19 protein-coding genes are annotated in these 25,459 nt (G+C 43.2%); 8 read left to right on the top strand and 11 right to left on the bottom strand.

The features are described 5' to 3' along the window. Nucleotides 1-123: 123 nt before the first annotated feature. Together pdsS and pdsR are read right to left on the bottom strand one after the other, a co-directional pair. Entirely contained in the window at nt 124-2,310 is a 2,187-nt protein-coding gene (gene pdsS / locus Q1A86_RS12435; protein ID WP_299806975.1) for a proteobacterial dedicated sortase system histidine kinase, read from the bottom strand. Between the two features lie 96 nt (nt 2,311-2,406). Continuing rightward, entirely contained in the window at nt 2,407-3,099 is a 693-nt protein-coding gene (pdsR, locus tag Q1A86_RS12430; protein ID WP_299806973.1) for a proteobacterial dedicated sortase system response regulator, read from the bottom strand. 244 nt (nt 3,100-3,343) lie between these two features. Here pdsR and pdsO point away from each other — a divergent pair, with 244 nt between their 5' ends. From pdsO to Q1A86_RS12415, 3 genes are all read left to right on the top strand, one after another. Then, nucleotides 3,344-4,093, top strand: coding sequence for a sortase-associated OmpA-like protein PdsO (gene pdsO, locus Q1A86_RS12425; RefSeq protein ID WP_299806971.1), 750 nt, complete (start codon nt 3,344-3,346; stop codon nt 4,091-4,093). A gap of 69 nt (nt 4,094-4,162) precedes the next feature. Further along, complete coding sequence (locus Q1A86_RS12420) at nt 4,163-6,580, top strand: marine proteobacterial sortase target protein (protein ID WP_299806969.1); 2,418 nt, start codon at nt 4,163-4,165, stop codon at nt 6,578-6,580. Then, a complete protein-coding gene (locus tag Q1A86_RS12415; protein WP_299806967.1) occupies nt 6,580-7,290 on the top strand; it encodes a class GN sortase in 711 nt (236 codons plus the stop codon). Before Q1A86_RS12420 ends, Q1A86_RS12415 begins: the two co-directional genes overlap by 1 nt. Before the next feature lie 168 nt (nt 7,291-7,458). Here Q1A86_RS12415 and Q1A86_RS12410 read toward each other — a convergent pair whose 3' ends face one another. The 3 genes from Q1A86_RS12410 to Q1A86_RS12400 form a co-directional block, all read right to left on the bottom strand. Next, nucleotides 7,459-8,484, bottom strand: coding sequence for a GGDEF domain-containing protein (locus Q1A86_RS12410; RefSeq protein ID WP_299806965.1), 1,026 nt, complete (start codon nt 8,482-8,484; stop codon nt 7,459-7,461). A gap of 293 nt (nt 8,485-8,777) precedes the next feature. Continuing rightward, nucleotides 8,778-9,650 (bottom strand): hypothetical protein, encoded by an 873-nt coding sequence (locus Q1A86_RS12405; protein ID WP_299806963.1) that lies wholly within the window; start codon nt 9,648-9,650, stop codon nt 8,778-8,780. Between the two features lie 544 nt (nt 9,651-10,194). Continuing rightward, on the bottom strand, nt 10,195-10,566 hold the full coding sequence (locus Q1A86_RS12400; RefSeq protein ID WP_299806961.1) for a diacylglycerol kinase: 372 nt from the start codon (nt 10,564-10,566) through the stop codon (nt 10,195-10,197). A gap of 266 nt (nt 10,567-10,832) precedes the next feature. Between Q1A86_RS12400 and Q1A86_RS12395 the strand changes: the two genes are divergently transcribed. Next, the gene (locus Q1A86_RS12395) at nt 10,833-11,708 is read left to right on the top strand and encodes a DNA ligase (protein WP_299806959.1); all 876 of its coding nucleotides are present in this window, start codon (nt 10,833-10,835) and stop codon (nt 11,706-11,708) included. A 108-nt stretch (nt 11,709-11,816) separates the two neighbouring features. Here Q1A86_RS12395 and Q1A86_RS12390 read toward each other — a convergent pair whose 3' ends face one another. Beyond that, on the bottom strand, nt 11,817-12,473 hold the full coding sequence (locus tag Q1A86_RS12390; RefSeq protein ID WP_299806957.1) for an NAD(P)H-dependent oxidoreductase: 657 nt from the start codon (nt 12,471-12,473) through the stop codon (nt 11,817-11,819). A gap of 229 nt (nt 12,474-12,702) precedes the next feature. On the opposite strand from Q1A86_RS12390, the gene Q1A86_RS12385 reads away from it, so the two are divergent. Next, complete coding sequence (locus Q1A86_RS12385) at nt 12,703-13,191, top strand: low molecular weight protein-tyrosine-phosphatase (protein ID WP_299806955.1); 489 nt, start codon at nt 12,703-12,705, stop codon at nt 13,189-13,191. Nucleotides 13,192-13,323: 132 nt separating this feature from the next. Here the strand turns inward: Q1A86_RS12385 and ylqF are convergent, their stop codons facing one another. Further along, complete coding sequence (ylqF, locus tag Q1A86_RS12380; RefSeq protein WP_299806953.1) at nt 13,324-14,262, bottom strand: ribosome biogenesis GTPase YlqF; 939 nt, start codon at nt 14,260-14,262, stop codon at nt 13,324-13,326. Nucleotides 14,263-14,379: 117 nt separating this feature from the next. Continuing rightward, nucleotides 14,380-15,219 (bottom strand): 2OG-Fe(II) oxygenase family protein, encoded by an 840-nt coding sequence (locus Q1A86_RS12375; protein ID WP_299806951.1) that lies wholly within the window; start codon nt 15,217-15,219, stop codon nt 14,380-14,382. Nucleotides 15,220-15,666: 447 nt separating this feature from the next. Between Q1A86_RS12375 and Q1A86_RS12370 the strand changes: the two genes are divergently transcribed. Further along, nucleotides 15,667-16,572 (top strand): bifunctional methionine sulfoxide reductase B/A protein, encoded by a 906-nt coding sequence (locus Q1A86_RS12370; RefSeq protein WP_299806949.1) that lies wholly within the window; start codon nt 15,667-15,669, stop codon nt 16,570-16,572. A 92-nt stretch (nt 16,573-16,664) separates the two neighbouring features. Here Q1A86_RS12370 and Q1A86_RS12365 read toward each other — a convergent pair whose 3' ends face one another. Both Q1A86_RS12365 and rne read right to left on the bottom strand, forming a co-directional pair. Further along, entirely contained in the window at nt 16,665-18,224 is a 1,560-nt protein-coding gene (locus Q1A86_RS12365) for a SulP family inorganic anion transporter (protein ID WP_299806947.1), read from the bottom strand. A gap of 130 nt (nt 18,225-18,354) precedes the next feature. Further along, nucleotides 18,355-21,627 carry a ribonuclease E gene (rne, locus tag Q1A86_RS12360; RefSeq protein WP_299806945.1) on the bottom strand — a complete coding sequence of 1,091 codons (3,273 nt, stop codon included), beginning with the start codon at nt 21,625-21,627 and terminating at the stop codon, nt 18,355-18,357. A gap of 599 nt (nt 21,628-22,226) precedes the next feature. On the opposite strand from rne, the gene rluC reads away from it, so the two are divergent. Together rluC and Q1A86_RS12350 are read left to right on the top strand one after the other, a co-directional pair. Beyond that, nucleotides 22,227-23,186, top strand: a complete 960-nt coding sequence (gene rluC / locus Q1A86_RS12355; protein WP_299806943.1) for a 23S rRNA pseudouridine(955/2504/2580) synthase RluC — start codon at nt 22,227-22,229, stop codon at nt 23,184-23,186. Beyond that, nucleotides 23,183-23,830: an HAD-IA family hydrolase gene (locus Q1A86_RS12350; protein WP_299806941.1), complete on the top strand. Its 648-nt coding sequence runs from the start codon at nt 23,183-23,185 to the stop codon at nt 23,828-23,830. Before rluC ends, Q1A86_RS12350 begins: the two co-directional genes overlap by 4 nt. 69 nt (nt 23,831-23,899) lie before the next feature. Here Q1A86_RS12350 and Q1A86_RS12345 read toward each other — a convergent pair whose 3' ends face one another. Continuing rightward, nucleotides 23,900-25,261, bottom strand: a complete 1,362-nt coding sequence (locus Q1A86_RS12345; protein ID WP_299806939.1) for a GGDEF domain-containing protein — start codon at nt 25,259-25,261, stop codon at nt 23,900-23,902. Nucleotides 25,262-25,459: the final 198 nt, after the last annotated feature.

The raw sequence follows: 25,459 nt of genomic DNA, 5'->3' as shown, positions 1-25,459 counted from the left end.
TTTTCAAGATCAATTTGATTGATTGTCTCAATTGAATGTCATAGCCGCTTCATCGCAATTGTTTTAGCCGTTATAACCACTACAAAATCAGCTGTTCCATGCCATTTCGATTTAGTCTTAGCTTCAAGAAAGACTCTCTTTACTCAAAGGCAGTCTGATTTTAATCTCTACGCCGCAGATCTCTCCAGACTTGTCTTGCAAGTTACGGGCATTGATCTGACCGTGGTGGAACTGACTGATAAGTCTTGCGATATACAGGCCTAGCCCCAAATGCGGTTTGTCTTGCGCCTTTTGAGTTCGCACCGAAACCATAGACTCGAAAATTTGCTCTGCCATATTTTCAGGCAGGGCAGGACCTTGGTTACTGATACATAGTTCGGCAAATTTATTCTTTACCTTGAGTGAAACATCAATCGGCGTAAGCGGATGGCTAAATTCTAATGCGTTGGCAACAAGCTTATCCATTAGCTGGGCGATATATTCTGGTACCCCAAGAATCGGCGTCTCTTCGTTGATGATATCTAGGCTGAAGGTTTGATCTGGATAGGTCATCTGATAGCCTTGCATGCAGCCACTGACCACTTTCTCTAAAGGAAAAACGCTTCTTTCTGCATGGGAAAGACTCTCTTCTAAGCGGGTTGCTTCACTCATATTATTGAGGATCATGTTGAGGCGGTTTACACCTTCTTGTGCCCGGTCAACATATTTGCGTGTATCGGGGTTAAGCTCTTGTAGTCCAAGGTGCTCTAACGATGAACGTACTACGGCAACTGGGGTTCTAAGCTCATGAGATAAGCGTGACGACATATTCTCTAAGTAATGAGTATATTGACTCAAGCGGCTGACAATGCTAGCGAAACTACGTGACAGATCGCCAATCTCATCGCGCACCTTAGAGCCTTGGATTTCATTCTTAATCCGGCCCTGACTATCGATGGCTTGTTCAGCTTCATCGCGCAGCTTGCGAATACGGCTGGAGATGTTTGAGGCGAAGAAAAACAGCGCTAAGGTGCCCATGCTCATGATGGTTAAAATCACATTGAATAGCTTTTCTAAGGCCTTATTTCTTAAAGTGCGAATACCGTGAGTGGTCTCCTCCGCGATCACGACGCCCATCACCTTGTCATCGATCCAGATAGGACTTGCAGCAGCAAGCACCACGGCCTTGTTGTCGGGAGTTAATCGCCATGTCGAACCTTGATCGCCCTTTAGTGCTTTAGAGATATGACTACCTTGCAGCACGGTAGAATCTTGTAAGGAGTCGATAAAGTCTTTAGCCGGGATGGTGAGGATTTTGTAATACAGCGGGTGCAGGTACTCTCGTTTAAACTTTTCCCAGGCTGAGTTTCCCTCTTTTTCTATGGTTGATCGTGACCAAACGCTATTGTCTGTGCGAATATCGCCTGACTTTGCCAGTACGCGCCCATGCTTATCCACAACCCAAATGCGTGAGCTGTTATGGCTCATGCCTTTAATGATACTTTCAATCTCAGGAGAGGGAACCAGTACCGTACCTAGCTTGCTGACATCATCGATGGCCGAGGTGCCAACTACTGCATCTAAGGTACGAGATTTCTTGTCATTGACGTCATAAACCGCAAAACCAAGCTTACTGCCCACCATATCAAGCGGGATCCGCAGCTCGACATTGTAACCCTGTTTACTCTTAGTCCATTTGCCCTGAATTTTGACTTCAGGAGTCACAGGTTTGGTTAGGCTAGGATCTTCAGGAAGTTCAAAGGCACTGATCCAACCATCTTGGGTCGTGGCGATAATATAACGGCGGAACATGCCATCGGGAGCGAGCGTTGCGATGGCGATATGATCGTTTCTATCTATGCTAAGGCTGTTTTTACCACGGTAGATCACTTGCGGATCATTGACCTCGAAAAACGCATACAAATAACCCGCATATTTTCCCACCATATGGTTAAAGCTTAGCTGCAGTGGTTGGCTTTCATCGCGTTTATAGAGTTGATAGTCATTAGCGTAGTTGAGGGCTCTATGGCGATAACTACTCCAGTCTGCCAGCTTGCCATCGAGCTGGATCGGGCCAGAAAGCGGATAGGCATACAGATCTCGGCCTTTCTCGACTTGGGTTAAGAAACTTGCCTGACTGTCGAACAGTTTAGGTCTCTCATGCAAAGCAGTTGCTAATGCTTGCGTTGTGCCTTCTAAGGTTTTTTCCTGGCCGTGACGCAGGTACTTTTCCATCTCCCACACGTACTGATACCCCAGCCAAGGTAGGCAGAGTAGAAACAGGGATAAAACCGCGACTTTAGCGCGTAGACCTATGGGCAAATTGAACATGGGTTAATGCTTTACCTAACTAATGCTTAATTGAAGTGGCTAAAATTGTGTCAATCAAATTGTGTAAGTCAAATGGACAAAATAAATAACACAGAGCTAACTGTGTGAATCCCAGCGATAACCCATGCCATAGACGGTATCGATACAGTTAAAGTTCGCATCTTGGGCGATAAACTTCTTTCGAATACGTTTAACATGGGAGGTAATAGTTGAATCGTCGACAAATATTTTCGCTTCCTGCATCAGTTCTTGGCGTTGGCGTACATGACCCGGACGTTTAGCCAGCGCATGCACCATCCAAAACTCGGTAACGGTTAGCTCTATTTGTATCGCATTCCAACACACCCGCATACGATTAACATCTATGGTGAGCAAGCCGTGCTCAATGATCTGGCTGTCATCGCTGCTGACATTCTTAAGATCCGAACGTCTAAAGAGCGCCGCAAGTCTGGCGATAAGATGGGGGAAACTGACCTCTTTACTCAAATAGTCATCCGCACCGAGTCGAAGTCCACAAACCGTGTCGAAATCGCTATCACGAGCGGTTAAGAAAATAATAGGTAAGGTGCTCGACATGGCTCTTAGGGATTGGCATAGGGTAAAGCCGCCGTCGATTTCATTTTCAAGACCGATATCGATAATCGCCAGATCCGGCAGGCGTGTGTTAAACGCTAACATGGCTTCGGGGCGATTGGCATAGGCCTGTACACAATAACCTTGTTGCTGCAAAACCTCTTTGTAGTTTTCTCTGATCGCAGCTTCATCTTCTACTATGGCAATTCGTTTCATGACTTCTTGTATTTGGCTTTAACTGTCTAATTGATTGTGACTATACAGGAATTTAATCGCGTTTAAAGATGCGAACCGCGATTGCCATTTTGTTGCCACAATTGATATTCAATTCGCCACTTTTGCTCCCCTTAAAAGCCATTTCACTCGGGTTTAATAGCCTCATCGAATAGATACATCTTGTTAAACCAAATTACGGCGATTAATTCCGCCAATTGAATAGCGACATAAAAGGGAACTACTTATGAAAAAGCAACTTATCTCTACTCTAGTTATCGGCACCTTAATGCTTTCAACTTCGGCCTCTGCTGAGCAAGTCATTGAGAGTGAGCGTAGTCATAACGAAGAGTTGATTGGTCTGAGTTCGGGCATTGTTATCGGTGCGGTAGTAGGCGGACCAGTGGGGGCGATTATCGGTGCGTTTACCGGAACCTTGCTGGGTAAGTCTGTAGGTGATGATGATGCCTTACAATCGCAACAAGCCATGTTAACCGAGCAAGAGCAGCAACTTGTTGCATTAAACCAAGAAAATACCTCACTAGTAGAGCTCTCTGATCAATATGAACAAGCGCAGCAGCAACTGACCACATTAAAGATGGCGCAGGAGCAGAAGCTAACCGAGCTGGCACTTGGCCTTAATGTGCAATTTAAAACTGGTTCATCAATTATTGAGCCGCACTTTCAGCAACAGCTTAATGATATCGCTTATGCCATGTCGTTATCGCCAGAGCTAACACTGGATCTTACTGGCTACGCCGACCGCCGAGGTGATGGCGATTACAACCAAGCATTATCTGAACAGCGCGTTGCAGAAGTTAAGAATTACCTTACTGAGCAGGGCGTCCCAGAAGAGCGTTTACATAACCAAGCCTTTGGAGATTCTTCGCCATTGATGGCTGAGCAAAACTTTGAAAATGACTTCTTCGATCGCCGAGTGACGCTGAAGCTTCAAAATCAAAACAGTTCACTGGCTGCTAACGCAACTAATCCGTAAAGCGAACGAATAAAGCGAACTGGCGAGTGGTTAAGTCAGTCAAGAGTAAGAACAAAAGAGGAGTAACAGATGACTGCGTATTTATTAGAGCTTAGTCATCGCCAAGGAGGCCCCCGTATGGGGGCTTTAATGGCAGCTAAAATCAAGTTGAAAGTGGCAATGGTGTCGATGCTTTGTTTGCTACTGCCAATGAATGCCATAGCAATGCAAACGACTCAAGCCTATAACATTGATGCTGTTAAGCAAGGCAGCCTAGTGTTTGAAAATACCCTAGGCGAGATAGCATTGTCTCTACCGATGAAAACCGATGTCAGTATGCAGGTATCAGGTTGGATTAACCGAGTCTCGGTTCGCCATGAGTTTAAAAATACTAGCGAGGACTGGGTCAATGGTCAGTATCTATTTCCTTTACCGAATGAGGCGGCCGTTGATCAGCTCAGACTTCATATAGGAGACCGGGTGATAGAGGGACAAATTGAGCCTAAGGTTAAGGCAAAGGCGATATTTGAACAGGCTAAATCTCAGGGGAAGAAGGCCAGTTTGTTGGAGCAGAAACGGCCTAATATCTTTAGCGCTAAAGTGGTGAACCTTGCACCGAATGAGATGCTGATTGTAGAGCTAACCTATCAAGAGACCTTAGATTACCGAGATGGCGAATTTAGTTTACGTTTTCCTATGGTTGTTGCGCCTAGGTATGCGCCTAAGCAAACTGGCAGTGATCTCCTAAAAAATGGTCATTTAAAAGATAATGGAAAAGCCCTGAGTGATGAGATTGATAGCAGTGTTAAGCCTGCAGAATATGCCAAGCATTACACTGATTATACCGTTAGTAATCAACACTATTCATTTGATATTCATAGCCAAGTCTCAGCTCCATCTTTAGCACTCGATGAAACATCGCTTGAAAACGCTAGATCTAATGAAACCGTGTCTAGTGAAGCTTTGCTCGGTCAGCAGGGCAAAACAAACACTGTTGCATTGAAGGTGAGTTTCGATGAAGGAATGCCAATTGAGCATATTCGTAGTCCTTATCATGAGGTTAGTGTGGATGTGGCTGAGAATGGCGGCGCGTTTGTTAGCTTAAATCGTGATGTCATCGCAAATAAAGACTTTGTATTGACCTGGAAGCCGATTCAAGGAGAAGAGCCAACGGCTGCTGTTTTTTCACAAATAGGAAAAACACATCACTCACAGGCTAGCTCATCTGAAGTGCCAATAACGCCGCTAATTGCCAGCGAGAAATATGCCTTGGTGATGTTAATGCCCCCCCAAGGCGCTAGTGAGCAATATTCGCCTATTCGTCGGGAGCTGATCTTAGTGATTGACACCTCAGGTTCAATGTCGGGAGACGCCATCATTCAGGCTAAGGCGGCACTTAAATATGCCTTAGCTGGGCTGAGACCAACGGATAACTTCAACATTTTGCAGTTCAACTCAACTGTCGATAAATGGTCTGACACTGCAATGCCAGCGACTGCGGTTAATCTTGGTCAGGCACAAAACTATATTAATCGCTTAGAAGCCAATGGTGGTACCGAGATCTCGATTGCGCTGAATGCGGCGCTTAATATTGAGACAGCTATCGAGAGTATCATTGAGGATCGGGCTCAGATTGATAATGAAACTGAACTTGCTAATAAAGACCTAGATACAAGCTTATTGCGACAGGTGTTATTTATTACCGATGGTGCGGTATCGAATGAGTCCACATTGTTTCAGCAGATAGAAGACCAGTTAGGTGATAGCCGTTTGTTTACCATAGGGATTGGCTCGGCGCCGAATGCTCACTTTATGCAAAGAGCTGCGCAGCTAGGGCGTGGAACGTATACCTATATCGGTAAACTTGATGAGGTAAACCAGAAAGTGGTGAACTTACTCGAGAAGATAGAAAAGCCGCAGGTGACAGATGTGGATCTTCGTTTTAGCGATGGAAGCGTGCCAGATTATTGGCCAGTTCGTATTCCTGACCTTTATGCTCATGAGCCGTTACTGGTTGCGGTTAAACTGCCTAGCTTTGTTAGTAACGATCTGCTAATCCAGGGGCAATTAGCGGGGCAGTTTTGGCAGCGGCGCTTATCGGTTAGTGCCACAGAGCAAGCCAAAGGGCTAGATCTCGTTTGGGCGCGCAAGCAGATAGCCGCTTTAGAGCTAAGTAAGCAGGGATCCAACCGAAATCGAGTCGAAAAGCAGATCACCGCGATCGCAATGAATTTTCATATCATGAGCGCCTATACCAGCTTAGTGGCAGTGGATTTAACCCCATCAAAGCCAGAAAGCCACGAGGCTAAATCTGCCAAGGTGATGAATCATCTGCCAAGCGGTTGGCAAATTCAGTCAAAATCTCAGTCGTACATATTGCCGCAAACAGGAACTAACAGTTATGTGTTCATTGTTTTTGGTTCAGTGTTATTGCTCTTAGCGGTTCTTTACCGTCTGTCTTTTAGAAGAGAGGCATTTAGTCGGAGTGCTTTCAGGGAGTTAGAGTGATGGCAAATACCCTTGAGCAAATCGTTATTTTAGATGATGCACAGCGTTTTAAAAAACTCTGCAGAGGCTTTAATCAGTACTTCCCGTGGTTGTTACTTTCTATGGGGATGATGCTAGTCATCCAAGGCGGATATATGCAAGCAAAAGCACACTTTGCCCAGTTTCTTATTCAGCAGGCTTGGCAAAAAACACTCGAAGATCACAAACCCCATAAACCTTGGTCATGGGCCGATACCCATCCTGTTGCCAAACTGGAGTTTCTCCCTCATACAGTGACTCAAGATGATTTCGGTAGTCACTTAGCCAGTCATTTAGCAAGCCAAGAGGCGCTGGATGCACAAGATAGCGAGCGAGACGATAGCCTTTACGTGTTATCAGGGGCATCAGGTCGTAATCTGGCCTTTGGTCCGGCACTGATGTTATCGAGCTCTGAATTTGATGAGCAAGGCAATACGGTTATCGCTGGTCATAGAGACACGCATTTTGCTAGGCTAAATGGCGTTAAAGTGGGGCAGTTGATTAATGTGCAAAGCGCTTCAGGAAAACGCCGTCTGTATCGAGTGTTTGCAACCCAAGTGACCCACGAGTCTGATATGAGCGTGGCTCAAGACAGTGGTGACAAGCAGTTGACCTTGGTGACTTGTTATCCTTTTGGCACGAGCTTTGCGGGTGGGCCGCTACGTTTTGTTGTTAAAGCTGAGCCCATTTAGGCTATCGAGCCGTTTTATATAAAATGGCTCGATACTTTTGTGAGGCTATTAGGTGAGTGATTGTTTGCCAATAGTGCCAATATCTAAAATTGAACATGGCAACAACAGTGACGATGACAGTATCTAAATCTAGGTCTCTGCTTTGGTTAAAGCCTTATAAATTTAAGGCTAACGTATGATCGGCATGACTCGATTGCGGCCAAGGTTCTTTGCTTGATATAGCTGGCTGTCGGCGCGATCAATTAACGCACCATGGGTGTCATTAGCTTGATATTCGGCGACCCCAAACGAAGCGCTGATGTTGTTAATCGTCTCGCCTTTACGCTTATCTTTTAAGGTGAGTTTTTCTAAACTACGGCGCATTGATTCTGCTAGTTGGCGAGCACGGCGTAACTGGCTCTTAGGCACGATAAGAGCAAATTCCTCACCGCCAAATCGATATAACTTGGTACCGTCTTTACAGGCTTCCGTAAGACGTTTAGTCACGGCTTTGAGCACTTGGTCACCTAGCTGGTGGCCATAGGTGTCGTTAAAGACTTTAAAGTGATCGATATCGGCAATAATCAGGCAGAGGCCTTGCGGGTGCTGCTCCAAAATACCATTTAGATCATTGTCAAATGCGCGGCGATTCAGTGAACCAGTTAAAGCATCAAAATGCATCTCATGTTCTGACTGCTTCAACTGCTGCTTTAGAGCATCAATCTCAGATTGCGCTTTAGCCAACTGAGCAGAGAAATGTTGTGCGCTAACCCGAATGTCATTGGAGTCCTGGACTAGAGTCTTGACGACGGTTAAAACCTCTTCGATGGTAAAGCCATCATTTTCAATTTTATTCAGCTTGTTGTAGTTGTGACTAATCTTGTTATGGAACTGGCTGGCATCGAGGTTGGTGTCTTTCAATGATTGCGAAAGCTCCGTCACCATAGCATCGAGATTAAGGCGCATATCGACGACGTTAAGCGCGGCAGGATCGGATAAATACTCTTGATATAGTCGTTCACTTTGACTCGGTGGGCAAGTACTATACTGGCTGACTATCTCGTCTAAGTGTTGGTTAAGCTTTGGACTTTTCTCACCGACATAAGCATACCAAAGGGCATAGTTGGTTGGTGTTGTCGGGATCTGGTGTTTTAGCATCAAAGGAATGGCTTTTTTTAACTTTGTTGCCGATTCCCTTAACAGTGGATTAGCCATGATAGTGCCTTACTGCGTAAGAGTTTTTGATATTGTTATGTGCATGCAATGAGTTGAGGACACGATTGTGCAGTTTTATTGATTCTAATATGTTTTTGCCCACTGAAGAACTCGGGAATTTAAAAAAATAATAAAATAGCTAATAAAAATCAGAACTCTGAGCTCAGCAATATGAGTTATGCACCACGAACCTGGCCGATGCTTAGGCATTTTGTCGATAAGGGTACGTAAAACGCCATTTTTATCGCAGAAATGCTGTGGTTAAATGACTTTTAACCGTGTCAAAAATAACTTTAAAATTGGTAGCTTACCGAAAGCATAGGGCCGATAAAGCTGTAGTAGATGTTGTAATCGGCAATCTTGATATCTGCTGAAGTAATGGTCGATTCATATTCAACGTCAACTTCGTAGTAATTAAAGGCTGCTGTCATATGCCAGTTTTCACTGATAGCGGCTTCAACGCCCATTCTAACATCGACTAAACCGCCTTTTAGATCGTCTAGCTTGATATAAAAATATTGCGCATGAGCATTGAATTTAAAACCAGGATAGAACTCATAACGGCCAAAAATACCAATATCGGGTAGTGGAGCCGTGAGCTTTTCGTCAACAACTTTAGGGATGTCTATACTGTCTGGGCAGCGGTTCTCTGTTGCGGCATCGCAGATCCCTATGTTGCCTTTAAATGCTGTTTTAATAAACATTGCATGTAAACCAACCGAGACACCTACGTCATAGTTATGACCCTGCCAAATATCATAGCCATAACCAATACGCATGATATCTATGTTGAGGGTACTATCTAGTGCAATGCCAGATTTAACGTCATAGGTTGTGTCATCCCAAGTAAATTGAAATGGCTTTTCTACAGATTGCACAAAGGCACTACGGTGAAGCTGTTTCCAATCTGCATATAAGGTGTGGCGATCATTAAAATGATGAGAGATTTCAAAGAACGGTAAAAACTGAGATTCTTCTAACTTTAAATCGGTTTCAAAGTCGAGAGCGAATGCATTGCCTAAAATAGGATCATTTACATCTATGGTAGAGTCTGTGTTGGCATAAAAACCACCCACTCGGATAATAGTGCTATTATCTGCAAAAGTTACCGGACTCGCGACCAAGGCCATTGTGGCAGCGCTACGAATGATGAAACTTTTAACCATTAAAAGTGACTCCGTGTTTCTTATTTTTATTAGAACTAAATGAATAGTGCTTTTATTATTTGTTTTCTAGCATAGCAGGATCCTTATGAATGTGAATTAATTGTTTCAAAAAATGTATAAATTATTTGATCTAGTGCAAATGGGATGTGGTTTGCAGTTGCAGGGGCAACTTCTACGAGTAAATAACGATTAAACTTGAGTAAGTAGGTGAGAGTCAGTGCGAGTAGAAATCTTATGTAAAGAAGTGATGCTGTTGACTGTTCTAATGGAAGATAGGCCTAAAGGAGAATAGGTCTATAGGAAGAGAGGCTGAACTCAATTTAGCTCAGCTCAAATCCACACAATCTAGAGCAAGCTTGAATTGTTAACTTAGCGCTTTGCAATGATTAAATTAACGGCTTGCAACAAACTCAAATACAGCTGATATATAGATAATGTTTAAGCTAGATACGCTTTCGCAGTATAAAAGTCATTAGTGTTAAACTTTCGGAAAAGCGCTAAAAAAGTATTAGCGCTTAAGATTTCAGGTGTTTGTGGAAATCTTTTAAAACAGCTTTGGAAGAAGAATAAGCGCCCAAGTCAACCCACAAAAAACAAGGCTCATGAAAACAGCTGCAGAGGCAATATCTTTGGCTTGGCCACTGAGCGGGTGGTGCTCATCGCTAATTCTATCGACAACGGCTTCTATTGCTGAGTTAAGTAGCTCGACAATCAACACCACAAATAGTCCCAAGAGAAGTAAAACTCGCTCAACAGTTGTGATGTCAACTAACAGCGCAATAGGGAGCATGATGGCCGCTAAGATCAACTCTTGCCTAAATGCCGCTTCGTGTTGCCAAGCCAATTTAAGACCTTGCATTGAAAAGCCTGTTGCTCTGATCACGCGTTTGATGCCATGGTTGTTAGCAGGTTTCATAGTGTTCCATCGTGTGCGAAAGCCTCTTGAATTCGTGTTCTTTTGGCTGATGACTAAAATTTTTCATGCAGTATAACATGTTCTTTTTTGAGTTAATCAAAAAAGCCAGCCCATAAGGGAGCAGTCTTAAGCTTAGCTAATGGTTTAATAGCATTTGAGCTTGGCGAGATAGCAGAAGTCAGTCTAGTCTTAACCTTTAGCAAGCAAGATATGTAAATATAAGATGTATCGCACAGGATGTGCAGATTAACGCAAGGAGCAGCATTATGTTGGCAATTCGATTTACCACTTTATTTCTCTGGCTATGTTTAGCCTATTTCACCACTATCAATTCTAGCTATGCCGATGAAACAGCGATTCAAACTCTTGATAAACCTTCTATACAACTCGCATCAGCATTCGATAAGTCTGTAGCGGATATAACGCAATACTTAGTAAGCGAAAAACTCGATGGTGTTAGAGGCTATTGGGATGGTAATGAGATGTATAGTCGTTCCGGTCGCCAAATTGCGTTACCCGACTGGTTTGTAGAGGGATTTCCTAATTACCCGTTAGATGGCGAATTATGGATTAAAAGAGGGATGTTTGAGCAAGTATCGGCAATTGTCAGAAGGAGCAAAGTGAGTGATGAAGAGTGGGCTAGAGTGAAGTTTATGGTTTTTGACTTACCCGCTGAGCCGAGTGTTTTTGAATTGCGCTACCGAAAGGCAGTAAAAGAGTTGACTGACGTCAGCCCATACTTAAAGGTGATTGCTCAGCATAACCTAGAGAGCTACCAAGCATTAGAAACTGAGTTACAGGAGGTCATTGCGAAAAATGGCGAAGGACTCATGCTTCATAAGAAAAATGCTTTTTATAAATCCGGACGCAGTAAAGATATAGTAAAGCTAAAACCTTTCTATGATGCAGAAGCGAAAGTCATTGGTTACACGCCAGGTAAGGGACGTTTTAGTGGAATGATGGGAGCCTTAGTTGTTAAAAATCAACAAGGGATCACCTTTAACTTAGGCACTGGGTTCACCAAAGCACAAAGGCAGAGTCCGCCACAGATTGGCAGCTTAGTCACATATAAATATTACGGGCTGACACAAAAAGGCACGCCAAGATTTGCGAGTTTTTTAAGGGTAAGACATGCTAAGTAGTGCTGATTGAAATGAACGATAAGGTTCGAGAGATAAGCCTCGAACCTTAATTTATTTAGCTATTAATTGTATGAACTTCAGCAGTATAAGTTGTATTAAACAACAGGGCTAAAGGACTTGAACTACATCTTCCATAGCAAGGCGTGACTTAGGAAGTGCAGCGTTGTAGTCTTCTTCAGAATGATGAAAACCCATGGCTAAAGCGACATTACATTGGTAACCACCAAGCTCTTCTTTAAAAATCTCACCAATCAACTCACTATCAACGCCTTCCATAGTCGTTGAGTCAATCCCCAAACGCGCAAGAGTATGTAGTGTATTACCTAAGGCTAAATAGGTTTGTGACTTTGTCCAAGCAGCATTGTTACCTGCTGTATCAGTATTGAGTTCTACGAAAGCAAAAGCGCCAAACGCTTGCTCTCTGTCTTCTATTCCCATACGGCCATCAGCAATACCTTTATCGACAACCTTTGCGTAATCATCGCGAGTGTAGTGAGGGTTGTGAGCAAATAGCACAATATGGGATGCTGACTTGATATGCGGCTGATTAAACTGAAAATTGTTGGCAAAGGTGTCGTGCATACGCTGCTTAGCCTCATCGCTTTCAATTACGATGAACTTCCAAGGTTGTGAATTGATTGATGATGCAGACAGATTCATTGCTTGATAAATAACATCAAGATCTGCTTGAGGAATACGCTTTGACGCATCATAGCGTTTTGCAGTGTAACGGCTTTCAAGATCAGCAATAATTGGGTGAGTCATATTCGTATCCTAATGCAAAAAAGATAAAACCAAAATTAAGTTGCGGCTATCCTACATTTATCTTCAGGATTGAAACACTGCATTTGAGTTGAATGATTATCAAGATTTTGTTGATAATCAAAATTTAGGATTATCTAGCTAGGCTTATATAAGTAATTTGATTTGTTTTAACAACCTGCTTTTTCGCTTACTATTTGAATAATGTATAGACCATAGTTAGGATACTGATATGAAACAAATTTCTTCTGTTCTATTTGTATGTATGGGCTACATATGTCGCTCACCTTCGGCTGAGGCTATGTTCAGATTAAAAGCACAAGCAGCCCAGTTAGACATCGAGATAGATTCAGCAGGGACGATTGCTTATCACCAAGGGAATTCACCGGATAAGCGTTCGATAGCAGCAGGTGTCAAGCGAGGATTAGCCTTTGATGGTATGCGAGCAAGGCAGGTAAAAGCAGATGACTTCGTCGATTTTGATTTGATCCTTGCGGCTGATAAGCAAAATCTTGATGACTTGAAGCGGATCTGTCCCACTGAGTACCAGACTAAGTTGGCATTAATTTTAGATTTTTGTGACTTTGACTGTTATCAGAAAGCGTATGAAGAAGTGCCGGATCCATATTATGGTGCAGGTGATGGCTTTGAGTTGGTTCTGGATTTACTTGAGAATAGCTGTGAGCAGCTTGTAAGACGGATCCAATATGGTTATTTGTAACTGATGAGAGACTATAGAAGCGGAGGCACTATATAGTCGTTGTTGATACTGAGAACTTATCTGTAGACAGATAATGGATTTAAAAATAAAAAGGCGCTTTTGATAGCGCCTTTTTACTTAATAAAATAGAGTTTAGCTTAAACGCTTACCAGAACGCTTTAAGCGTTCTTGTTCTTTACGTGCGTCTTCTTTTGCTTGCTTCTCTGCCATTAATTTAGCCACTTCTTCTTTCTCTATCTCAGCCATTTCAGGCGTCTCAAGTGACAATTGGCCAATTCTGCCTGCTCGGAAGTCATGCAGTAACACTTCTGATGCTTTATGCAGGTCGATTCTTCCACCTGGGCGTAGTGCACCACGGTTACGGCCAATCGCTTCTAGTAGCTCAATGTCAGTATCAGGCATCTGCTTGATTTTGTAACGCTCGGCAATGGCTTCTGGATAAGCAGTTAGGAAGTACTCGGCTGCAAACATGGCAACATCTTCGTACTCCATCGCAGTATCTTTAATCGCGCCAGTTACTGCTAAGCGGTAACTGCTCTTCTCGTTATCGACTTTTGGCCACAAAATACCTGGGGTGTCAGATAGTACGATACCGTTGCGTAAATTGATCCGCTGTTGGGTTTTGGTTACCGCAGGTTCGTTACCGGTTTTAGCAATCATTCTACCCGCGAGTGTATTGATAATGGTAGATTTCCCCACGTTTGGGATCCCCATAATCATAGTGCGGATATCTTTTTCGATTTTGTCGCGGCTTGGTACGAACTTACGACATAAGTCAGGGATCTTTTTAACTTGAGAAGCCTGCAAGGTAGTAATAGCCATGGCCTTTACGCCTTGCTCTCGCTCAAGATATTCAATCCATCTTTGGGTAGTTTCTGGATCGGCTAAGTCGGATTTGTTGAGTAGTTTAATACATGGCTTATCACCACGTAGCGTTTGCACCATAGGGTTTTCACTACTGTAAGGGATCCTTGCATCAAGCACTTCGATCACTAAATCGACTTGAGGCATAACCTCTTCGATCTCTTTTCGTGCTTTGTGCATGTGTCCTGGATACCACTGAATTGCCATGTGTGCGCTCTACTATCAAATTACTAAATTAAGGGGATTTTACCTTGTTCTGCTTAAGTTTAACAAACAAAAAGCGCCCTAAGGCGCTTATTGGACTCTTATTGAGTGCTATTGAGGCTAAATTACCCCTAATTCTCTTAATCGTTCCATCAGGTAGCTGTCGGCTGTGTATTTATCTGACAATTTGACCTCTGGGTTTGGATGTAAGAAAAGCGGTAACGACAGGCGTGACTTTGTCTTGTCCATACCTTCAGGGTTAATGACGCGGTGACTCGTCGATGGGAAGTAACCGCCAGAAGCCTCTTGCAACATATCGCCGATGTTGATGATCAGATTGCCAAAATCACTGGGTACATCTATCCAGTTTCCATCCTTTAACTGTACTTGAAGTCCGGGCTCATTTGCGGCGGGTAGTACGGTTAATAGGTTGATATCTTCATGAGCTGCGGCTCGAATAGCCCCCAACTCTTCGTCGCCAGACATTGGTGGGTAATGCAGTACGCGCAGAAGAGTTCGCTGACTATCTTCAATCATTTTAGGCAGTGCGATTGAAAATTTCTGTTTTATTTCTGCTGGCGAATAGTCTTCAACCCATTGCAGTAACTCCGAAGCTAATGCGTTGGCATTATCGTAATACTTTAAAATATTGTCTTTTAACGATTCAGGAATACGTCCCCACGGGTAAACATGGAAGTATTCTTTGATGTCTTTTACGCTATGACCTTTTGCTGTTTCTGATATTTCAGCAGGGAAGAAGCCATCTTGTGTTTCAGGCTTAAACAGGAATGCTCGCTTCTCTTCGGTGTTAAAAAATGCGTGCCACTCTTGGTAAATATTTTCTACTAGCTCTTTATCAATGGGGTGGTTTGTTAACACACCAAAGCCAGTTTCTTGTAGAGAAGCTACAAATTGTTCAGCAGCATTGGTGGCTCGATAATCGATTGTTTCTAATGTCATATTAATTCTTCTTATTATTAAACCCTTGGCAAGTTTAACGAGCCGTAACAGGTGAATCAAACGTGAGTGAGCTAGATCACACCTTTGATTGTTTATACCAATGAATAGTCCGGCTTTAAAGAGGAATAACTGATTAGTATTGAGCTGGTTAGTTGGCGACACTCGTGTATAAAAATCAATAAAAAAAGTTGAAATTTGATTGAACAGAAACCGAGTTTATTACCTTTACGATTAAGTTATGACTTTTTGTCTTTGATTTAGAATGGCCTAATACGGGTCAATCAAGCCTATAAAGAGTAGAATTAAGTCAATATAGAAAGATTTTGTGATTGTATCGGGTCTATTGAGGCGTGCTAGCAGTTATTTGTTTGCTAAACATGGAATGATCAGCTTTTTAGAATTGATTGATTTTAAGTAGATAGTTGTACCCAGAGCAGAGAGGGTGATATGCGAGAACTAACCGATTTTGAGAAGCATGTGATTGAAAATAAAGGCACAGAAAGGCCTTTTAGCGGCGAATATAATCAACACGATGCTCAAGGGGTATATTGTTGCAAGAGGTGCGATGCACCCTTATATCGCTCGGAGAGTAAGTTTAATGCCCATTGTGGTTGGCCTGCTTTTGATGATGAGATTGAAGGCGCAGTTAAACGTAATATAGATGCCGATGGCAGGCGAGTAGAAATTGTTTGTAGTCAATGTGAAGGGCACTTAGGCCATGTGTTTGAAGGCGAACTGTTAACGCCAAAAAATATTCGCCATTGTGTCAATTCGGTTTCAATGACATTCAAGCCAATCGATGAACTGGTTGAAAATAAACCTGCATTTGAGCTTGCGACTTTCGGTGGAGGCTGTTTTTGGTGCCTTGAAGCTGTGTTTTCCTCCATTCGAGGGGTAAGTAAAGTCACTTCAGGTTACTCGGGAGGGGATGCTAATGATGCTAATTATAAGGCTGTTTGTAGTGGTAATACGGCTCACGCCGAAGTAGTGCAAATTGAATTCGATCCTAGCGAGGTGAGTTTTGAGAGTTTGTTGGAGGTGTTTTGGGTCAGTCATGATCCCACCACCTTAAATCGTCAAGGTAATGATGTAGGCCCTCAATATCGTTCGGTTATTTTCATTCATAACGAACAGCAAGCGTTAATCGCTAATCAGATGATATCTGATTTAACTGAGGCCTCTGTATGGTCTAAGCCAATCGTGAGTCAAGTGGTCGCTTATGATGGCTTCTTTGCAGCAGAAAATTATCATAATGATTATTATGAGTTAAATGGTGAGCAGCCCTATTGTCAGATGGTGGTGAAACCTAAGGTAGACAAAGTTAAAGCGCTTTTTTCGGATAAATTGAAGTAGCTGATTTATTCTTAGAACCCAATTTTCTAAAGTGAATCTAAAAAAAGACGGGCATGCCCGTCTTTTTTTAGATTCAAACTTAATAGCTAGCTTTACGAGTCAAGCTTATCGTCAGCTACTTTATAGTGTGGATCTTCAATTAAGTTAACCTCAACTAAATCACCCGCTTTTGCTAGCAGCTCCTTACAGTCATTACTTAAATGACGTAGGTGTAGGCGTTTACCTGTGCCAACATATCGCTCTGCTAATGTATCGATAGCATCTAGGGCTGAGTGGTCACATACTCGTGAATTTTGGAAATCGACAATCACATCCTGAGGATCGCTCTTAGCATCAAATAGCTCTAAAAACTCAGCAACTGAACCGAAGAATAGTGGACCATTTAGCTTATACACTTTCCAGCCATTTTGGTCTTCACTCACTTCTACGTTGATATGCTTGGCATGTTCCCACGCAAACACAAGAGCAGAAACGATAACACCGACAAATACAGCAAAGGCTAAGTCAGTAAACACAGTTACGATTGTGACTAGAACAATAACGAATGCATCGTGCTTAGGTACTTTACGCATCACTTTAAAGCTAGCCCATTCGAACGTACCGAGCACGACCATAAACATTACACCGACGAGTGCTGCTAGTGGGATCATTTCGATAAGCGCTGAACCAAACAGAATGAAGGCAAGTAGTGCAACAGCAGCAGTGATCCCCGATAAGCGTCCACGCCCACCAGAATTGATGTTGATCATTGACTGACCAATCATGGCACAACCACCCATAGCGCCAAAGAAACCGCTGGTGATATTACCTACACCTTGTCCAATACATTCTTTGTTACCGCGACCACGTGTACCTGTCATTTCGTCGATAACGGTTAACGTTAGTAGCGATTCGATTAAGCCTACTGCAGCAAGGATCAGCGAGTATGGCAAGATGATGTATAAAGTTTCTAACGTAAACTCTACTGCTGGGATTGAGAAGGTTGGCAAACTACCTGCAATTGTCGCGTTGTCATTGCCACTCATTGACTTAAGGAAATCGAGTACGGTACGAGTATCTAAATTTAAAAAAGTAACCAATAGGGTGACAGTTAATATCGCAGCTAACGAAGATGGAATTGCGGTTGTTAGCTTAGGTAAGAACTGAATGATCGCCATTGTTAGCGCGACTAAGCCTAACATTAGTATCAATTGATCTTGAGGTAACCAATTCATTACGCCATTTGCATCAGGTGTTTTAAATTGCCCTAATTGAGCAAGGAAGATCACAATAGCTAGACCGTTCACAAAACCTATCATTACAGGGTAAGGCACAATGCGAATGAATTTACCGAGCTTAAAGACGCCAGCTGACACTTGAATGAGGCCTGCCAGTACGACAGCGGCAAATAAATATTGCACCCCATGCTCAGCCACAAGCGCTACCATTACAACGGCCATAGCACCCGTTGCACCAGAGATCATTCCTGGGCGGCCACCAATCAAGGCTGTTATTAATCCCATAATAAATGCGGCGTATAAGCCGACCATTGGCTCAACACCTGCAACGAATGCAAATGCAACCGCCTCAGGAACCAATGCTAAGGCTACGGTGAGCCCTGAAAGTAAATCTGCTCTGTGACTGGCAGTTTTGTGACGAATAAGATCGAACATTTAGCCTCTGTTAAATTATTGTTGGAATAGGAAGGGGTGTTGGCCGCGAATACTAACAAATTCGCGGCCGTTTGAATATAAAAAAGCCATGCACTAATGCATGGCTTTTAGATAAACCAGTTAACTCAGTTTACGTACGAGCGGTATCTGAATTTGCACTGTTTGCTGTTCTTGGCTTTGCAGTGTCAACAGCGTCAGATACATCATATTGGCGACCTGTTGGGGTAGCGATATTGTCTCTAGTTTCAACTGTTGGCTTAGTTGTATCAGACATTACCATCGCGCCAAAACGACTCGCAGGCTTAGCTGCAACAGGCTTGGTTTCAACAGCGATCTCAGTAGGCTCTGTAACCTTAACTTCAACTGCTTTTGGCTCTACAGCTTCTGATTGGACTTGAGCTGGTGCTTCTACTTCTACAGAACGTTCAACACTAGGCACTATTGCTGCAGGCTTTGCCATTGGAGCTGAAGCTGTTTTTGACGTAGATTCAACCTTTGGCGCTTTTGATTCGTTAGGCTCAGCCATAACTTCAACTGCTGGCTCAATCACTGGTTTGACTTCAGCCTCTACCTTAGTCTCAGGTTCAGCAACAAGCTTAACTTCAGGTTTGGCTTCAACTTGAACTTCAGGCTTGGCTTCAACTTGAACTTCAGGTTTGGCTTCAACTTGAACTTCAGGCTTGGCAGCTGGAGCTTCAACAGCAGTCTCTACTGTTTTAGCTTCAATCACAGCTTCAGCAGGTGTTGCTTCAACCGTAACTACCTCTGTAGGGGCAACCGTTGGAGCTTGTGCTTCGCTAGTCGCTTCGGCTTTAGCTGCGGCGTGTTCATTGGCAGGAGTATCCGTTTTAACTTCAACATTGGCCTCAACTGGTGCAACGACGACAACGTCAGAAGTGCTTTCCACGACAGTCGTGATTGGATCAATTGCAACAAATGGTTGGCTATCTTCATTTTGCTGAGCAGCTTCTCCATCACGGCGACGACGTTGACCCGCTGCACGAAGATGGCGAGGACTACGACGGCTTCTGCGTTGGCCTTCACGTGGCTCACGTGTATTTTCTTCTGAAGTGGTTTCTTCTGTCGAATCTACATTTGCTTCAGTCACTGTTTCAACTTTAGTTTCAACAACTGGCTTTGGCGATTCAACAGGAGTGTCAACTACTGGCTTAGTCGCTTCAATAACTGGTTTAGTCGCTTCAACCTGAACAACAGTATCAGCTTGCTCTGCTGTTTCAACCGCTTCAACTTTAGCCTTAGGCTTACGAGGTTGACGTTTTGGACGTGCTGGCTTTTCTTCGTTAGTGACTTTAGCTGGCGCCGGGGCATCAGTTTTAGCCGCTACTACTTTGGTTTCTTCAGTCTCATTTGTCACGCGCACTTTACGGCGCATATTACGACGCTGGCGACGTTCACGTGCAGCTTCTTGCTTTGGTTGCTCGTTCTCGTTGCTAGTCTCTTGACGAGTGCGTGACTTATCGGCACGAGGTTGACGCTTATTCGTGTCTTCTTGCGCCTGTGAACGGTCATCGTTTCTTTCGTTACGACTGTTCTTGTTACGCTTGTCTTTAGCTTGCTCACCATCGTTGCGGTTCTCGTTGCGGTTACGACGTGGGTCGTTGCGACGATTGCTATTGCGACGGTTATTATTACGGCCTTGGTTATTACGGCTGTCTTTGTCTTGCTTCTTAGGCTCCGTTTTTGGCTCTTCTTTGCTAGCAAATAGTGAGCTAATCGCAGCAGCAATCTTAGCGAAGAAACCTGGTTCCTCTTTCTTAGGAGCGGCAGGCTTAGTTTCTACAGCTGCTTTTTTAGGAGTCGAGAACCCTTTTAGTGCTGGTTGTGGCGCAGCTGCTCTTTCAAGCTTGCGTGGTTCGTACAGCTTAGATTCTTCTTTTTCAAGTAACTTGTAGCTAGATTCGCTGATCTCATCATCTTTACGATGACGAACAACACGGTAATCCGGTGTAGTCATGTTTGGATCTGGAATGACATACACTTCAACATTATGGCGCTTTTCAGTGATACGAATTGCTTTACGTTTTTCGTTAAGTAGGAAAGCGGCAACATCAACAGGCACAACCGCTTCAATTTGCGATGTGTTCTCTTTAATCGCTTCCTCTTCCATAAGGCGAAGAATAGATAAGGCTAAAGATTCAGTACCGCGAATCGTACCTTGGCCATGACAACGTGGGCATAAATGTGCAGCAGACTCTTCAAGTGATGGGCGTAGACGTTGACGCGACATTTCCATCAAACCAAAACGAGAAATACGGCCTAATTGTACGCGAGCACGGTCGTGATGAACGGCGTCTTGCATACGCTTTTCAACTTCACGTTGATGACGTACTGGTGTCATGTCGATAAAGTCGATAACCACTAAACCACCTAAGTCACGAAGACGTAATTGACGGGCAATTTCATCAGCGGCTTCAAGGTTAGTATTTAGTGCTGTCTCTTCGATATCACCGCCTTTAGTTGCACGGGCTGAGTTAATATCGATAGAAGTGAGGGCTTCAGTTGGATCAATAACAATTGAACCACCAGAAGGAAGGCGTACTTCACGTTGGAATGCAGATTCAATTTGTGTTTCGATTTGATAATGGGTAAATAGTGGTACTTCAGCGTCATAGCGTTTAATACGCTCAACGAAATCTGGGCGAACAAGAGAAACGTGTTCTTTTGCTTGCTCATAAATGCGTGGGTGGTCAATCAAGATCTCGCCAACATCGCGACGTAAATAGTCACGAATTGCACGAACAATCACGTTACTTTCCTGATGGATTAGGAAAGGCGCGGGTGCACTTTCTGCAGCTTCTTTAATTGCAGCCCAGTGGTGCTGAAGTACTTTTAAGTCCCACTTTAACTCTGCTGGATCTTTACCCACACCTGCGGTGCGAACAATTAATCCCATACCTTGTGGTACTTCAAGCTCGGCTAGAGCGGCTTTTAGTTCAGTACGCTCATCACCTTCGATACGACGTGAAATACCGCCAGCACGAGGGTTATTTGGCATTAGAACAAGGTAAGAACCTGCAAGACTGATAAAGGTTGTTAGTGCTGCACCTTTGTTGCCGCGCTCCTCTTTATCAATTTGAATGATAACTTCTTGCCCTTCTTTAACCACTTCCTTAATGCTAGGACGACCTTGGAAAGAGTAACCTTTAGGGAAGTATTCACGAGCAATTTCTTTAAGCGGGAGGAAGCCGTGACGTTCAGCACCATAATCAACGAAAGCCGCTTCAAGAGACGGTTCTACTCGCGTGATAGTGCCTTTGTAAATGTTGGCTTTCTTTTGTTCATGTCCTGGGCTTTCGATATCCAGATCATAAAGTTGTTGCCCATCAACAAGGGCAACGCGCAACTCTTCAGATTGAGTCGCATTGATTAACATCCGTTTCATGATGACTTAATTCTTCTATGATAAAGGTCACCAAACGATACAAATTTCACTGCATTACGGGCCTAGGATTACTAAACAGGACCTCTCGGTCGGTCTCTAGGCAAGGTGCGCATTGCTGTTAGACGCATTCTCTGCGTGTCGCATCCTATTTATGGCTTATTTTTTTATGTTTACAAAAAACAAGGAATTCGTCGTTAAATGTCAACCAACCCCATAAATTCTTTAAGTACTTTCCAGTAATGCCAATTCGAAATGGTAGCGTCTGACGACGAGTTAAAATTATTCTTCGAAATTGGGGGCGTTTCAGTCGAGAAACCAGTTGTAAGTTGGGTTTGCATTTTGATTTAGTCGTGAAGGCGTATGTTCTTGCCTTTTTATTGATACAACGACCCGTAAATCAATGATTTACTATCAAACTTTAAACGTTTTTAGTCTCGTTCTGATCCGTCATGTAAGGCTGACTTAAGGATGTTTTATCCAGTTGTAGTCAGCAATAGCGAGGGAAATATAGCAATAATAGATAAAATCAGCAAATGGAAAGGCACAATTCTTTTCAGTTGTTGTACAATGCGTCGCATCGAAATACATAACGGCGCAGTATGAATACTCCATCTCCAAAAGCACAAGTTCAAATGGTTACTATTGACGAGGACCACGTTGGACAACGTATAGACAATTTTCTTCTGACAAAACTTAAAGGCGTGCCTAAGAGTATGATCTATCGGATTGTGCGCAAAGGCGAAGTTCGTGTTAATAAAAAGCGCATAAAGCCTGAATATAAATTGGCCGATGGTGATGTGGTACGCATTCCTCCTGTGAGAGTCTCTGAAAGCGAAGGGCGTCCAGGTCCATCTGCTAAATTGACCAAAGTATCACAGCTTGAAGAACGCATCTTATTTGAAGATAAGTACCTAATTGTGCTTAATAAACCGTCTGGTATTGCCGTGCATGGCGGTAGTGGCGTTGAGTTTGGTGTTATTGAAGCGATGCGATCGCTGCGTACCCAACAAAAATTCCTTGAATTAGTGCACCGCTTAGATAAAGAAACATCCGGTGTGTTACTTATCGCTAAGAAGCGAAGTGCATTAAGACATCTACATGATCAACTTAGATATAAGAAGATGCAAAAGGACTATGTTGCTCTAGTTAGAGGCGAGTGGCAAAATCACGACAAAGTGATTAAAGCACCGTTACTTAAGCTAACACTTAAGTCTGGTGAACGAATTGTTCGTGTTAATAAAGAGGGTAAAGAATCAGAGACCCGCTTTAAGGTACTTCAACGCTACAGCGATTCAACATTGGTCCAGGCAAGCCCAGTAACTGGGCGTACCCATCAAATCCGTGTACATTGCCAATTTGCGGGTCACCCAATCGCTTGTGATGAGAAGTATAGCGAACAAAAGTTTGATGACTCTATGCGAGCGCAGGGACTAAATAGATTATTTTTACACGCGGCGCAGTTGAAATTTACTCATCCTGAGACGGAAGAGGTGATGCAAGTTAAAGCGCCATTAGACACAATACTCGAATCAACCTTAAAGAAGTTAAAGAAAGTATGAAGCCTTACGAATTAGTCATCTTTGATTGGGATGGAACCTTAATGGATTCCATCAGTAAAATTGTTACTTGTATGCAGCAGATGGCGCACTCGCTATCAATTGTCAGTCCATCAGAGCTAGCGGTTCGCGATGTGATAGGCTTATCGATGGAAGAGGCGTTAAAAACCTTATATCCAGCTTTGCCTACAATCGATTTCGAACCCATGATTAATTCGTATAAAGAGCATTATTTGACGCTTAACACCACACCTAGCCCACTGTTTGAAGGTAGTGAAATGCTACTGAATGAATTGAGTGCACGTGACTATCGTCTAGCCGTTGCTACGGGCAAAGGGCGCAATGGTTTAAATCGTGTGTTAAGCGAAACTGGCTTAGGAAGGCACTTTGAATCGAGCAGATGCGCCGATGAGTCAAAGAGTAAACCTAACCCTGATATGATCCACGAATTATTAGAAGAGCTTAAAGTTAAGCCCGAACGTGCGATCATGGTTGGTGATTCTCTTCATGATCTGAATATGGCAAATAATGCCGGAGTTGATTCTGTTGGCGTCAGTTATGGCGCTCATAGTGAGTCAAAGCTACTGTTAGCTAAGCCAAAAGCCATTATCCATAGGCCGATAGAGTTACTTAACGTATTAGGTTAGCTTAGCTGTTTATCGTATTGAACGCTGCTAATGGTCAAATTTCAAGCTTGCGTTCAAGTAAACGTGTTTTCATTGGTGAATAGGCACGCTTTGTTTGTTTTTGAACATTTCATTATCGGCCTGATTGATTAGTGATGCTAATTCCGCTGACGTGTCATTGACTAAATGAAGTCCGATACTTGCGCTGATTTCTATCTTATGACCATTAATGGAAACTTGGGTACACAACGCATGTTGCAGTTGTTTTCGCAGGTCATGGAGTAGGACTTGTTCATTTAATGGCGCAAGTTGATGTTCAAACGTTTTGATTAAGATAAATTCATCCCCTCCTATTCGTGCTACGGTATCATCCTGTAAGCTCGCATGAGTTAAAATGTCAGCCACTTCGATGAGCACTTGATCGCCAACCTGATGGCCATAGTTGTCGTTAATGGATTTAAAATCATCAATATCTAAATAGGCGATCGCGACTCTTGCGCTACCACTCCTTGCCACTTTAAGTAACTTCTCGAATTGGTAAAATAATGCGCGCCGATTGGCTAACCCGGTTAGGCTATCGTGATTCGCCAAATACTCAATTCTGCTCTTAGCTTGTTCAAGCTCAGTAATATCATGAGCCGAAACAATAGAGCCCTTGATTTGGCCGAAGGCATCGAAATAAGGGGTATGGTGCACATCTAAGAAAATGGGCCTTTTATGATGAGGAGGATGAACCCAAATTTGAGTCTTTATCTGTTCTCCTTGATAGCAGCGATCGAGTAAAGGTTTTATTTGATTTTCAAAAACGTTTCGTCCATGAAGTTCAAAAACACTTTTGCCGATGATCTGATCTTGAGTTAGATTAAATAATGATTCATAGCCTTTCGATACCACGCGATAGATATAGTTGGTATCGACAAAAGACATATACTGCTCGGATAAAGCGATCATCTTCTGTCGCTGCTCAAGTTCAAGATTTATGGTATGGCGCTGGTATTCAACTCCTATTCGCTGCGCAACTAGCCTGAAAAATCCGTTTGATTTGTTGTCTTCTTTTTGGGGTTTTGAATCCAGTACGAAAATATGACCGATTATTTCCCCTCTTTCGTTTAAAATTTGCTCCGCCTGATAACTATCGGCGCCAAGTGTTTTTATTAAATCAAAATCAGGAAAGAGGCTCTGAAGGTTGCGGTTAAAGATCAAGTGACATTGTTCGTTCAGATACACCTGTTCGCAAGGTGAACCATTTAGTTCAAACTCAAAGCTAGGTAGGTTTTCTTCACCATCTAAAAAAGCAATGACTTCGCCGAATCCTTCTTGAGGGGTAGGGCGGCCAAACCCTGCCCAGCGACAACCCGTGACTAAGGTTAACGCTTTTAGGGCTCGAGTAAAAAAATGTTCATCGGTATAAGGTGCAGCGAGTAGAGCGAGCGCTTGTTCTATATTGGTCATATCCCTATCCCAGATACATATACGGTCAGTTAGTCCATTAATCTGTGCTAAGTAAATTGAAGTTTGAATGACTTTAACTTACTCCGCGACGCTCTCTTAAGTCACACGCGAGCATAATCAAAATTAGGCAATTTATTTATTCGTCATATAGTAAAAAACTGACAAATCGAAGTTAATGATATTATTCGTTGATTAAGG

It is taken from the genome of uncultured Shewanella sp., from assembly GCF_947497935.1.
In the GTDB taxonomy this organism is placed as follows: Bacteria; Pseudomonadota; Gammaproteobacteria; order Enterobacterales; family Shewanellaceae; genus Shewanella.
Note: the sequence above shows the minus strand (reverse complement) of the source record. Positions and strands in the feature narration are given on the sequence as shown.

Excerpts from the sequence above, each read along its gene's own strand:
- Q1A86_RS12395 (WP_299806959.1), top strand. The coding sequence starts at position 10,833 with ATGTTGGCAATTCGATTTACCACTTTATTTCTCTGGCTATGTTTAGCC.
- ylqF (WP_299806953.1), bottom strand. The coding sequence starts at position 14,262 with ATGGCAATTCAGTGGTATCCAGGACACATGCACAAAGCACGAAAAGAG.
- Q1A86_RS12365 (WP_299806947.1), bottom strand. The coding sequence starts at position 18,224 with ATGTTCGATCTTATTCGTCACAAAACTGCCAGTCACAGAGCAGATTTA.
- Q1A86_RS12405 (WP_299806963.1), bottom strand. The coding sequence starts at position 9,650 with ATGGTTAAAAGTTTCATCATTCGTAGCGCTGCCACAATGGCCTTGGTC.
- Q1A86_RS12370 (WP_299806949.1), top strand. The coding sequence starts at position 15,667 with ATGCGAGAACTAACCGATTTTGAGAAGCATGTGATTGAAAATAAAGGC.
- Q1A86_RS12415 (WP_299806967.1), top strand. The coding sequence starts at position 6,580 with ATGGCAAATACCCTTGAGCAAATCGTTATTTTAGATGATGCACAGCGT.
- Q1A86_RS12350 (WP_299806941.1), top strand. The coding sequence starts at position 23,183 with ATGAAGCCTTACGAATTAGTCATCTTTGATTGGGATGGAACCTTAATG.
- pdsO (WP_299806971.1), top strand. The coding sequence starts at position 3,344 with ATGAAAAAGCAACTTATCTCTACTCTAGTTATCGGCACCTTAATGCTT.
- pdsR (WP_299806973.1), bottom strand. The coding sequence starts at position 3,099 with ATGAAACGAATTGCCATAGTAGAAGATGAAGCTGCGATCAGAGAAAAC.
- Q1A86_RS12420 (WP_299806969.1), top strand. The coding sequence starts at position 4,163 with ATGACTGCGTATTTATTAGAGCTTAGTCATCGCCAAGGAGGCCCCCGT.
- Q1A86_RS12400 (WP_299806961.1), bottom strand. The coding sequence starts at position 10,566 with ATGAAACCTGCTAACAACCATGGCATCAAACGCGTGATCAGAGCAACA.
- Q1A86_RS12390 (WP_299806957.1), bottom strand. The coding sequence starts at position 12,473 with ATGACTCACCCAATTATTGCTGATCTTGAAAGCCGTTACACTGCAAAA.
- Q1A86_RS12385 (WP_299806955.1), top strand. The coding sequence starts at position 12,703 with ATGAAACAAATTTCTTCTGTTCTATTTGTATGTATGGGCTACATATGT.
- Q1A86_RS12375 (WP_299806951.1), bottom strand. The coding sequence starts at position 15,219 with ATGACATTAGAAACAATCGATTATCGAGCCACCAATGCTGCTGAACAA.
- rne (WP_299806945.1), bottom strand. The coding sequence starts at position 21,627 with ATGAAACGGATGTTAATCAATGCGACTCAATCTGAAGAGTTGCGCGTT.
- rluC (WP_299806943.1), top strand. The coding sequence starts at position 22,227 with ATGAATACTCCATCTCCAAAAGCACAAGTTCAAATGGTTACTATTGAC.
- Q1A86_RS12410 (WP_299806965.1), bottom strand. The coding sequence starts at position 8,484 with ATGGCTAATCCACTGTTAAGGGAATCGGCAACAAAGTTAAAAAAAGCC.
- Q1A86_RS12345 (WP_299806939.1), bottom strand. The coding sequence starts at position 25,261 with ATGACCAATATAGAACAAGCGCTCGCTCTACTCGCTGCACCTTATACC.
- pdsS (WP_299806975.1), bottom strand. The coding sequence starts at position 2,310 with ATGTTCAATTTGCCCATAGGTCTACGCGCTAAAGTCGCGGTTTTATCC.